Raw genomic sequence first — 12,324 nt, 5'->3', positions numbered from 1 at the left:
GTTTTCTTCTGATTGGACAAGCCAATCACCAAGCTACGTTTGGCGACATCGATGCCGCAATAAATCGGGGTGTTCATCAATAACCTGCCTTGTATGCGAGTTTTTCAATGTGAAGACTAAAAGACTAAATCAACTGTTCGGTTTTGCTGATGAAAGGTTATCCACGCCTTCGCTACGGAACGGGGTTCTGCCCTAGGGGGCAACAAGCTGTGGATAACGAAATGCTGCACTTATGTGGTGAAGTTTAGCAGGGTTTTAATATACAAGGGGGCGAAATTTTAAGAAATCCCCCCCTTGCAAAACTAAAAATCCGCCTCAGCAAAAAAGGTCATCGGTTCACCCGTGATTGGGTGGGTGATCGAGAGGGATTCCGCGTGTAGGCACAAGCGAGACGAGAGGCTTCGAGCTAGCGGATTGGCGTAAAATTTATCGCCTAAAATCGGATGTCCAAGGGCAAGGGTGTGCAACCGCAACTGGTGCGAACGCCCCGTGTAAGGGGTCAATTTGACCCTTGTGGTATTGTTCGGATAGTAAGCCAGCACTTCGTAAAAAGTGATCGCCTTTTTGCCCTTTTCATAGCAGATTTTTTGGCGAGGGCGGTTTTCCCAATCGCAAATCAGTGGAAAATCCATTGTGCCAGTTTCGCCCACTCGCTCGCCCAATTTTCCCCACACCAACGCCACATAATGCTTTTTCGGCTCACGCTCACGGAATTGACGTTTCAGCTCTCGTTCCGCCTGCTTGCTTAACGCAAACAACAACAGACCGCTTGTTGCCATATCAAGGCGGTGAGCTGGCTCGGTAAAACCATATTTCTGCTGCACCCGCACCATCGCACTATCTTGATATTCAGGGCGATTGCCCGGCACAGACAGCAACCCGCTCGGTTTATTCAGCACTAAAATATGGTTATCACGGTAAACCTCGTCCAGCCAAGGTTCTGTCGGTGGGTTATATTCAATTAAAGCCATTGTGTTTTTCTTCTTTTTGTAAAATATCCAAAATCTTACCGCTTGTTTGGGATTGCCCTCTCTCTGCTTGAAATACTGAACGTATTTCAAACTGTCTCTCTCCCGTAAACGGGAGAGAGTTTTTGCCTTTGCTAAGCATTTAAAACCATCGCCTACTTGTGAGAGAAGGACGGATTTTTCTTCGTTTAGAAGAAAAATCAGGGAAAGGGCGAAATTCCGCAAAATCCCACCCCTTGCAAACTATCCCTTGTTACTCACAATCACCCTCAAACTATCCAACCGCCAGTTGGCTTGGTTGAGGTGGGCGAGGGAGTTTTCTCTTAACTGCTCTAAGGCGGTGATTTCGTCCGCACGGATATTTTTATTGACCGCTTGTAGTGAGGTTAGGCGGTGCAACTCGGCGGATAGAGTGTGATCTGCGTTGGCTTTCGCCTCGTTGATAATGCCCTCGGCGTAGCTGGCAATTTTCGTTTCGCTGACGCTTAACAGTTTTTCAATTTCTGCCCGTGCCATTTTGGCGATTTTGTTCGCCATTTGTTTATTGACCGGTTTGAGCTGCTTTTCCAAACCGCTGAACGACACTTGCTTGGCGAGGTCGTTGCCCTTGCTGTCTAACAATAAGCGGACAGGGGTTGGCGGTAGGAAGCGAGTGAGTTGCAAGCCTTTCGGGGCTTGGGCTTCCACGAGGTAGATACATTCGAGCAATAGCGTCCCTGCGGGCAGTTGGTTGTTGATCAGCAATGAGATCGCACTTTTGCCGATGTCGCCCGAAGTAATGAGGTCAATACCGTTGCGGATCATCGGGTGATCCCACGTCAAAAATTCCACATCTTCACGCATTAGAGCAAGCTGGCGGTCGAACGTAACGGTGCTTCCCTCTTCGTTCAAACCTGGGAAATCAGGCACGAGCATATGCCCCGTTGGGCTGATCACAATGCTTTGCTCGCCCAAATCTTCTTGATCCAAGCCGATCACATCAAACAGATTTAATGCAAAATTAACCAGTTGCGGGGCATTATCTTGCTCGGCGATTTGGTTCGCCACCTGTTGAGCCTGTTCGCCACCGTTGGAATTGAGTTCCAATAAGCGATCTCGCCCTTTTTCTAATTCTAATTTGAGCTGTTGCTGGCGTTTGTGGGTGCGAGCCAAAAAGTCGTCAAATTGTGGCGATTGTGCAGGATCTTGCAAGAAATTCGCTAATTCTTCGCCAAACTCACGGAATAGGCTCGCCCCCATTGGACTGGTTTCCTCAAAGGCATTTAACCCCTTGTGATACCAATCAGCAAGCACCATTTGGGCGGAATCGGCAAAGCAAGGGACGTGAATTTGAATATCGTGTTTCTGCCCGATCCGATCCAATCGCCCGATACTTTGCTCTAACAAATCAGGGTTATCAGGCAAGTTGAACAGCACCAAATGGCGAGCGAATTGGAAATTTCGCCCCTCAGAGCCGATGCTTGAACTGATTAGCACCTGCGCCCCCTCTTCCTGTTGGGCGAAGTAAGCAGCGGCACGATCTCGCTCGACAATCGACATTTTTTCGTGGAACACCGCCGAGCGGATCGCCTCTTTCTCACGCAAAATTTGTTCGAGCTGGATCGCTGTGTCTGCCTGTTTGCAGATCACGAGGATTTTTTGCTCACGATGATTTTTGAGGAAAGTAATCAGCCACTCAATGCGAGGGTCGAAATCCCACCATTTTGCGTTTGGGTTGAAGCGTTGGAACAGCCGTTCGGGATACAAGCGGTCGGTTTCGCTCACGCCGCCCATCATCGCCATTACCTTGAACGCATTGGCATATTGGCTCGGCATTTCAAGGGTGATTTGGTTAAATTCACGGTGCGGAAAGCCTTTCACCCCTTGGCGAGTGTTGCGGAACAAGACGCGGCTCGTGCCGTGGCGATCGATCAACTCGCTGATCAACTCTTGACGCACTTCTTGGCGTTGTTCCTCGCTACAATCGCTGTTGATAATGCGGAACATCGGCTCAACGTCTTCTTCCGCCAACAGTTCGCTAATGCTTTCCTGCTCTTGGGCGTTGAGGGGCTTGTCGTTGAGCAAAGTCGCCACCGCATCGGCAACGGGTTGATACTGTTTCTGCTCGGCGACAAAGGCTTCGTAATCGTAGAAACGATCAGGGTCGAGCAAGGCAAGGCGAGCGAAATGGCTTTCTTGCCCAAGCTGTTCTGGGGTTGCCGTTAGCAATAGCACGGACGGAATTTTTTTCGCCAAAGATTCAACAAATTGATAAGCGATGCTCGGCTCATTTTCCGACCATTCCAGATGATGAGCTTCATCAACGATTAACATATCCCACTCGCTGTCCAGCACCTGTTTGGCACGTTGCGGCGAGGTGGCGAGCCAGTCAATCGAGGCAATCACAAGGGATTCCGTTTCAAATGGATTTTGGCTGATGTCGTTGTCGTCCTCATCTTTTTGGGCGAAATCGGCACAACGTTCTTCATCAAACAGGGAAAAATGCAGGTTGAAACGGCGTAGCATTTCGACCAGCCATTGATGTTGCAAGCTCTCTGGCACAAGCACCAACACCCGATCCACTCGCCCCGAAAAGAGCTGTTGTTGCAAGATCATTCCCGCTTCAATCGTTTTCCCTAACCCCACTTCATCCGCCAACAGCACACGAGGGGCGAGGCGTTGCCCCACCTCTTTGGCGATATGTAGCTGATGTGGAATCAAGCTGGCACGAATGCCACGCAAGCCTCGCAACGGCGATTGAAATTGAGCCTGCTGATGTTGCAAGGCTCGATAACGCAAGGCGAAGCGGTCGCTACGGTCGATTTGAGCCGAGAACAGCCGATCCTGCGGTTTGCTAAAACTGACCTTGTGATCGAGTTGGGTTTCGGGCAACACCACTTCTTCGCCCGTATCCGACCGCTTGCCGAGATAGATTAGCAAACCTTGATTTTCAATCACTTCGCTGATGTTGAGCGTCCAGCCGTCAAGGCTATTCACGCTGTCGCCCTGCTGAAACTGCACCCGTGTGAGGGGGGCGACTGCCACCGCATAAACACGCTGTTCGTCCGCCGCAGGGAAATCAATGCTCACGGTGCGGGTGTCCACCGCCGTAACAATCCCCAACCCTAAATTATTTTCACTTTCGCTAAGCCAACGCTGACCGATTACAAACATATTTTCCTCTTTGATTATTCAGGCACAATCCAACTCACATTCCAACTGCCCGTTCCTTCTGGCACAAGCACGTCCGTGAGATAAGGCAGAATTTTTTTCATTTGACTTTCAAGCTGCCACGGCGGATTTACCACAATCATACCGCTTGCGGTCATTCCTCGCTGATCGGTATCAGGGCGAACGGCTAACTCAATTTGCAAAATTTTGCGAATGCCCGTGGCTTCCAGCCCTTTGACGATCCGTTTGGTATGTTGGCGTAACACCACAGGATACCAAATTGCATAAACGCCCGTAGCGAACCGCTTGTAGCCCTCTTCAATCGCTTTTACCACCAATTCGTAATCTTCTTTTAATTCATAAGGGGGGTCAATCAACACCAGCCCGCGTCTCTCTTTCGGTGGCAAGGCAGATTTCAACTGCTGAAAACCATTCTCGCGTTTGGTTACCACATTCGGCTGTTTGGCAAATTCATTGCGTAACAGCGGGAAATCATTCGGGTGCAATTCTGTTAATAAGGCACGATCCTGCGGACGCAATTGCTGCACCGCCAACAACGGCGAGCCAGCGTAAAAACGCAATTTTCCCTTGTTGATTTTTTTGATTTCATCAAGATAGAGCGACACTTCTTCGGGCTGATCGGTGCGATCCCATAACCGAGCAATGCCCTCAATATATTCGCCCGTTTTTTCCGCTTCGGCACTCAACAGGCTATAACGCCCCACGCCCGAGTGGGTATCCAGATAGAAAAAGCCCTTCTCTTTCTGTTTCAGGGCGGACAAAATCAGGGTTAAAACGATATGTTTTAACACATCGGCGTAGTTGCCGGCGTGGAAACTATGGCGATAACTAAGCATAACACTCTCTTTGCTGTTAAAATGGCGTTATTCTAGCATAGTTAGAGGTAAAAGAATGAAGTTCACCATTGAGAACGGTTGGCTTTGCAACCAAAAACGGGTAATTTCCCCCCATTTCAGCCAACGCCCTGATCCAAAGGATATTTCCCTGCTCGTAATCCACTACATCAGCCTGCCGCCCGAACAGTTTGGCGGGGATTTTATCGACCGCTTTTTTCAAGGCTCGCTCGACCCAACGGAACACCCCTATTTTGAAGAAATTAAGGATCTGCGAGTTTCCGCCCACTGCTTAATCAACCGCAAGGGCGAAGTTACCCAATATGTGAATTTTGATGAAATGGCGTGGCACGCGGGCGTTTCTTGCTTTGACGGACGGGAAAAATGCAACGAATTTTCGATCGGGATCGAGTTAGAGGGCAGTAATAATCAACCTTTTACCGAGGCACAATACCAAACCCTCGCCCACCTTACCAAAGCGATCCAACAAGCCTATCCGAAAATTACCAACGAACGGATTGCAGGGCATAACCACATCGCCCCCGAACGTAAAATCGACCCAGGGCAATACTTTGAATGGGATCACTACCACGCGTTGCTTTGCAAGGGGTAGGATTTCGAAAATTTTTGCCCCCTACCCCCTGCTACACAAGGAAAACTAGCCGTAGGGACGCAATGCTTGCGTCCCAATGTTTATAATCAATTACTGGACGGACGCCAGCGTGGCGTCCCTACGATAGTGGTCGAGCAGAGCGAGACCGAAGGGGCAAAAATCAATGCCAAATAACCGCCAGCGTGGCATTACTACCGTAGAGTCGCCACGCTGGCGACTAAATACAAGGGGTAGGATTCCAAAAATTTTTTAAAACCCAATTCAATGCGACCTGAGATGTCGCACGGAGGTGTATAATGCCCCCGTTGATAACCTATTTTTTAACCAAAAGAGGAAACGAAAATGCGTGAAAACGTGGAAATTGAAGAGGCTCAAATTGTTGAGCTGTATGAGCCATTGCGGTCGGAAGCCTTTCAGCAGCAATTGACCGAGCAGGCGGAAGCGGTATTATTTGATGGGGAAAATGGGGCGGTTAATACCGCGAGAACCGTCAATGATTTCGTGGATGATTATTTGCAAAATGGGCGTTCGCAGGCGATTGACACTTGGCTGATTGGGCGTTTTTCTCGTTACCCTGAAATTTGGGCGGACGAGCAGGAAAAAATCGACACCGCTCATACCATTATCGGTACGGTGGAAGCCTTGGTGGCGAACCAAGTGGCGGTGGAAAAGCACCTCAACGCAGGCAAAACGCTGGCGAATTTTTTGAATAAAAAAATCGAAGCGGTGGCGAAAGCGGAAAATCTGTCCGCCGATGAGATTGCCCAAGGGATTGATGAGGGGCTGAACAAGGCAAACCAGGCCTTTACCGAACTCTACACAGGCACGGCGATGGATTTAAACCCTGTCGAAACGGTGCAAAAAGGGTTGGATTTGGCTCGCCACATCAGCAAGCGGTCGGAAATGAACGCCAATTTGAATTTGGCGTGGTATGGGGCGAAGTCGATTGGCTCGCGTTTGTGGAAAGCGGCAATGGGGCAGGAAAATCTTTCTCGTGCCGAAGAGCTGACCAAAATCATCCGTGGGGCGGTGGAAAGTACCGAAAATAAAGGGGTGCAGGTTGCCGTGTCGGGCGGTATGGTGGTTTCCGCCAAAAAAGGTTGGCTGAAAGGCGTGTTTGACGGGGTGGAAGCCGTTGAGAAAGGGATTGAACGCACCCGAACTTTCCTCGATAAAGTGCAAAATCTGACCTTGAATATTGCCGAAGGGTGGAATGATGTGCGGATTTTCGACCAAGTTGAACGTGGTTTGAAAAAGAGCGTTGATGTGGTTGCCGAAAAAGCCAAATTCGCCACTGCAAAACTCGCCACCAAAGTGGAAAAAGGGGCGGAATTGTGGTGTAGAAAAGCAGGGGCAAAAGCAGGTCAATGGCTGGGTACAACCGTTGGTGCATTGATTAATCCTGCGGCTGCCGCAATCGGCGGACAAGTTGGGGCAGTCGTTGGTGATTTATGTGGAAAAGTCGTTAGCGATAAAGTCGTTAAGCCAGTGGTTGAAGTCGCCAAGAAAGTTGCGGATAAAGTCATTGACACCGTTGCTGATACCGTTAAAAAAGTCGCTTCCAAAACTGTTGAAGTGGCAAAAAAGGCTTGGACTGCGGTAAAAGAAAGTAAATTAAATCCATTTAACTGGTTCTAAAAAAGGATACAATTATGCTAAACAAACAAACAAACAAACAAACAATAATAGCTTAATTGAGAAAATTATTTCTTATATTAAAGCAAATTATTCTACTTTTTATCTTCACACCGCCGAAGTCGCCCGTGCCGACCGCTTAATTGAGCAAATCGCTCAACACTTCAATCTTAATATCGCCGAATATAATCTCGCCCAAGGCAAAGTCGATTTTAATAATAAAAGTCTGATTAAAGAAAATCACGGTAAACTCGAACAATCTTTACAAGAACTTTATGATGAAGATTTAGAAAACAGCCTGATTTTAATTAAAAATGCCAAACTCGCCTTAGAGCATAATCCCCTTGCGATTAGCCGTTTACAATATTTAATTGAAAAGGTGGAACGCTATAATCAAATTAACCCCAATGAACCTTGTGTGATTATTTTACAATCCGCTGAGGTTTATATGCCCGTAGATATTGAGCCTTACATCACCTTATTAGAAATGCCCCTGCCACAAGAGGCGGAAATTAAAGCCTTAATTCAGCAACAAGCGGGCGAAATTTCAGAAAAACTGACCGCTAGACTTGCCACTTCTTTATCGGGTTTAAATGAATTAGAAATCCAAAAAGTGTTAAAATTGATTCAAAATAAATTTGAACAGATTAACGAACAAGATGAAAAACAGAGCGAATTGATTTTCGAGGAAATTCAACGCCAAAAAGAGCAAATTATTGCCAAAAGTGGCGTGTTGGAAATGGTGAAAGTCGATAGCAAAATTGACGATATTGGCGGTTTGGAAAATCTGAAAAAATGGCTGAATGAACAAAGTGAAATTCTCAACTGCTTGGAAGAAGCCCGAGCCTTCGGCGTAAAAGCCCCAAAAGGAACGCTGATTGCAGGAATGCCCGGCTGCGGAAAATCCCTGACCGCCAAAGCCGCTTCCCAACTGTTCCAACAACCATTGCTACGCCTTGATATTGGCTCGTTGCTCGGCAAATATGTGGGCGAAAGTGAAACCAATATGCGAAAAGCCCTCGCAATGGCGGAATCCATCAGCCCTTGCGTGCTGTGGGTTGATGAGCTGGAAAAAGCCTTTGTGGGAATGTCGGGCAACAACGCCAGCGAAGTGAGTTCTCGCCTGCTCGGCTATTTTTTAACCTGGATGCAAGAAAAAACCAAACCGGTTTTCATCGTTGCCACCGCCAACGATATTACCGCCTTACCGCCCGAATTATTACGCAAAGGGCGATTTGATGAAATTTTCTATGTCGGTTTCCCCAACACCAAAGAACGCCGCCAAATTTTAGAAATTCATCTCAAAAAAGCGAACAAAAATAGCGAAAATCTACCGCTTGCAGAGCTGGCTCAATTATGCCGAGATTATTCAGGTGCGGATATTGAAAATGCGGTTTATGACGGGGTTAAAAATGCCTTTCTAAAAAATTCAGCGGTAACAGGTGAATTATTAAAACAAGCGATTAAAAATACCACCCCATTACGCAAAACAATGAAAGATAAAGTGGGCGAATATGAGAAAAAATTTGAGGAACTTTATTTAACCCCAGCCTCACAAGAGGACGGATTAAGTATTGCTCAAATGATTAAAATGGCGAAAGACCCGAACTATTTAGAGCGAATTAAAGTCGCCGAATCGGACGATGTTACCGAAGATATTTTAGCCGACCTTGCCAAAGATGAAAAACTCGAAGTGCGTAAAGCAGTATTTAATAATCCAAATTGTTCAACCAAATTATTAGATGAACAAATTTCACTTGAAAAAGGACACCCTTTATATAATGAAGAGATTTTAACCGCCATTTCAAAACACCCGAATGTTTCATTAGGGTTGGCGTTAAATATCTTTAAGAAAGATAATGGGAAGATTGAAAACCTCTTTACGCATCAAGATTTATCCACCGTTAAAACCAGCGATTTAAAAGCGATTGAATTAACCCACTCAATTCAGCAACAAATTGCGAAAAATCCGCATATTTCGGAAGAGCTGTTTGATTATTTATTAGCTCAAAAAGATTACAAAGTGAAAAGCCTACTCTTTGTGAATAATGCAATGAATATCGAACGCCAAGAAAAATTTGCAAACGACAGCGACCCACAAATTCGCAGTGAGTTATCAAAAAATCCAAATCTAGCGGTTAAAATTCAGGAAAAACTAGCGAATGATAGTGATTTATCCGTAAGACAACGCCTCGCTGAAAATAAAAATCTCAATGAAGATTTAATCCGTAAAATCATTCAAAAAGATGAATTGGAAATCAATAAAATTATCGCTCAACGGGATAATTTAAGCGAAGAAATTCAAAATATCCTGAAAGAAGATCCTCGCTTGGGTTCAATTCTCTACTGCAATCAAGCAATCAGCTCAAACATTAGAACTGAGCTTCAAAGTACGGGTAAGATTTTTAATGTCTTACCAAGAAAAGGATTTTTCTGGGATAAATATCCTTCAAAAGATGGAATGCAAGAAATAATCAACCAGCAAATAACAAAATTTGTGAACAATACAGATTTTATGAAACTGGCAAGTCAAAGAGGATTATCAACCGAAGAAGAAATCTTTTTAGCTAATCACCCAGATATTGAGGTAAGAAAAGTGCTGGCTCAAAATAGCTATACCTCTGTTAAAGTGAAATATCTCTTAGCTGATGATATGGAAAGCATTGTATTAAAAACATTGGTAAATACTGTCAATATGTTGCCGCACGAGATCCATCTGGCTTATAGAAATCCTGAAAGTTTTAAAAAATCACTTGCTAAAAAAGCATATAAAGAAGCATCTAAAACTTCGCCAGCTGCCCACTTAGCGACAAATGCAGTTTCACAAGTTGCACAAAAGGTAGTTGATAAGGCAAATGCTACTTCGAATTCTATTCGGAAACATCCTTTCAATTTCTTTTAAATAGCAATTTAATAAAAAACGGTTGGAAATCCAACCGTTTTTTCATTTATCCTACCCCTTGTTAGCCTTGCTGATCGCCGATCAACACGGATTCCAACGCAATTTCAATCATATCGTTGAAGGTGAGTTGGCGTTCTTCTGGGGTGGTTTGTTCGTGGGTGCGGATGTGGTCTGACACGGTGCAGATGGTTAAGGCTTTCGCCCCAAACTCAGCGGCAACGCCGTAGATGCCTGCGGCTTCCATTTCCACGCCTAAGATGCCGTATTTTTCCATTACATCGAACATTTCCACATCAGGGGTGTAGAACAAGTCTGCCGAGAAGATATTCCCCACACGCACTGGCACGCCTTTTTGTTTGGCGGCTTGCACGGCGGCGAGGGTCATATCGAAGTCGGCAATCGCCGCGAAGTCGTTATCTTTGAAACGGATACGGTTCACTTTTGAGTCGGTGCAAGCCCCTGTGCCGATGATCACATCACGCACTTTTACGTCCATACGCACCGCACCGCACGAGCCGACACGGATGATTTTTTTCACGCCATATTCGGTGATTAACTCTTTGGCGTAGATTGAGCAAGATGGGATACCCATTCCGTGCCCCATTACTGAAATGCGGCGACCTTTGTAAGTGCCGGTGTAGCCGAACATATTACGCACATCGGTAACTTGTTCTGCGTTCTCTAAGAAAGTTTCCGCAATATATTTAGCACGAAGCGGATCACCCGGCATTAGCACAACATCAGCGAATGCACCAGCTGGGGCGTTAATATGTGGAGTCATTTTGGTTTCCTCTTAAATAGGTTGGTTCAAAGGTGCGAAATTTTAGCATAATCGCACCGCTTGTAGGGGATAGAATCTATCCCCTTTGCGTTTTTTAGAATTTCAAAATTGATGTGCCGTAATCCATTGGCGATAGCCCGAAGTAGCTCGCAATGGTTTGCCCAATATCGGCAAAGGTTTCACGGCGACCGAAGGACTGTTTCGGCACATTTTTGCCGTAAAGCAGGATCGGCGTGTGTTCACGGGTGTGATCCGTGCCTTGCCAGGTTGGGTCGCAGCCGTGGTCAGCGGTGATGATCAAGAGATCATCTTCTTCGATCAATGCAAGCAACTCTGGCAAACGGCTATCCCAGTATTCAAGGGCGTCGGCGTAACCTGCCACATCACGGCGGTGTCCGAAGTCAGAATCGAAGTTCACAAAGTTGGTAAACACAATGGTGTTATCCCCAGCCGCTTTCACTTCTTCAAGGGTACGATCAAACAAATCAGGCAAGCCTGTCGCTTTGATTTTACGCGTAATGCCCGTGTGAGCATAAATATCGGCGATTTTACCGATGGAAACCACTTCGCCGCCTTTTTCGGCGACTAATTTTTGTAACACGGTGGCTGACGGTGGCTCAACCGCATAATCTTTGCGGTTACCTGTACGGCTAAATTCGCCGGCTTTCGCCCCTACGAATGGACGAGCGATTACACGCCCGATGTTGTAGCCCTCTAACTCTTCACGCACGATTTGGCAGAGTTCGTAAAGATTTTCTAAGCCGTAGGTTTCCTCGTGGCAAGCGATTTGGAAAACCGAATCCGCCGAAGTGTAGAAAATCGGCAAGCCCGTACGCATATGCTCTTCGCCGAGATTATCGAGGATCACTGTGCCTGATGAATGGCAATTCCCCAAATAACCTTTGAGGTTGGCACGCTTCACGATTTTGTCCAACAATTCCTGCGGAAAGCTGTTTTCGTGTTGAGGGAAATAGCCCCAATCGAATAAAACAGGCACGCCTGCCACTTCCCAGTGTCCTGACGGGGTATCTTTCCCCGATGAAATTTCTTTGGCGTGGCAGTAACCGCCTGCCAATTCAACGCCCTGCTCTAAACCTGCTGGATATTCGCCGCACGACTCTTTCGCCGCCAAGCCCAAACCCAAACGGTTCATATTCGGCAGTTTCAACAGACCTGAACGGCGATGATCGTCCGCCTTACCCTCAGCACAACGTTGAGCGATATGCCCAAGGGTATTTGAGCCTTTATCGCCAAATTTTTCCGCATCTTCCGTGTAACCAATACCGAAAGAGTCTAGCATCATAATAAATACACGTTTCATCTTTGCCCCCTATTGAGCGTTTATCAATATTTGGTTTGCAAGCGGTGGGATTTCAGTAAATTTTCACGAACATCACACAAATTGCCCCCTTGTATATTAA

8 protein-coding genes are annotated in these 12,324 nt (G+C 46.4%); 3 read left to right on the top strand and 5 right to left on the bottom strand.

What is annotated here, in order from left to right; genetic code table 11:
* Nucleotides 1-302: 302 nt before the first annotated feature.
* The 3 genes from rluA to B0187_RS09860 all read right to left on the bottom strand — a co-directional run bounded on the left by rluA (nucleotide 303) and on the right by B0187_RS09860 (nucleotide 4,975).
* On the bottom strand, nucleotides 303-971 hold the full coding sequence (gene rluA, locus B0187_RS09870) for a bifunctional tRNA pseudouridine(32) synthase/23S rRNA pseudouridine(746) synthase RluA (protein WP_078237683.1): 669 nt from the start codon (nucleotides 969-971) through the stop codon (nucleotides 303-305).
* Nucleotides 972-1,211: 240 nt separating this feature from the next.
* Nucleotides 1,212-4,121 carry an RNA polymerase-associated protein RapA gene (gene rapA / locus B0187_RS09865; RefSeq protein WP_078237682.1) on the bottom strand — a complete coding sequence of 970 codons (2,910 nt, stop codon included), beginning with the start codon at nucleotides 4,119-4,121 and terminating at the stop codon, nucleotides 1,212-1,214.
* A gap of 14 nt (nucleotides 4,122-4,135) precedes the next feature.
* Nucleotides 4,136-4,975 carry a 23S rRNA (adenine(2030)-N(6))-methyltransferase RlmJ gene (locus B0187_RS09860; protein WP_078237681.1) on the bottom strand — a complete coding sequence of 280 codons (840 nt, stop codon included), beginning with the start codon at nucleotides 4,973-4,975 and terminating at the stop codon, nucleotides 4,136-4,138.
* A 55-nt stretch (nucleotides 4,976-5,030) separates the two neighbouring features.
* On the opposite strand from B0187_RS09860, the gene ampD reads away from it, so the two are divergent.
* The 3 genes from ampD (at nucleotide 5,031) to B0187_RS09845 (ending at nucleotide 10,122) form a co-directional block, all read left to right on the top strand.
* Nucleotides 5,031-5,585 (top strand): 1,6-anhydro-N-acetylmuramyl-L-alanine amidase AmpD, encoded by a 555-nt coding sequence (gene ampD, locus B0187_RS09855; protein WP_078237680.1) that lies wholly within the window; start codon nucleotides 5,031-5,033, stop codon nucleotides 5,583-5,585.
* 342 nt (nucleotides 5,586-5,927) lie between these two features.
* Nucleotides 5,928-7,223, top strand: coding sequence for a hypothetical protein (locus B0187_RS09850; RefSeq protein WP_078237679.1), 1,296 nt, complete (start codon nucleotides 5,928-5,930; stop codon nucleotides 7,221-7,223).
* The gene (locus B0187_RS09845; RefSeq protein WP_078237678.1) at nucleotides 7,204-10,122 is read left to right on the top strand and encodes an AAA family ATPase; all 2,919 of its coding nucleotides are present in this window, start codon (nucleotides 7,204-7,206) and stop codon (nucleotides 10,120-10,122) included. Before B0187_RS09850 ends, B0187_RS09845 begins: the two co-directional genes overlap by 20 nt.
* 61 nt (nucleotides 10,123-10,183) lie before the next feature.
* Here the strand turns inward: B0187_RS09845 and deoD are convergent, their stop codons facing one another.
* A complete protein-coding gene (gene deoD / locus B0187_RS09840) occupies nucleotides 10,184-10,903 on the bottom strand; it encodes a purine-nucleoside phosphorylase (protein WP_078237677.1) in 720 nt (239 codons plus the stop codon).
* 94 nt (nucleotides 10,904-10,997) lie between these two features.
* Nucleotides 10,998-12,224 carry a phosphopentomutase gene (locus B0187_RS09835; RefSeq protein ID WP_078237676.1) on the bottom strand — a complete coding sequence of 409 codons (1,227 nt, stop codon included), beginning with the start codon at nucleotides 12,222-12,224 and terminating at the stop codon, nucleotides 10,998-11,000.
* Nucleotides 12,225-12,324 lie beyond the last annotated feature (100 nt).

The organism is Haemophilus paracuniculus (genome assembly GCF_002015115.1).
Lineage (GTDB): Bacteria > Pseudomonadota > Gammaproteobacteria > Enterobacterales > Pasteurellaceae > Haemophilus_E > Haemophilus_E paracuniculus.
This window is presented reverse-complemented; position numbering and strand designations above follow the sequence as displayed.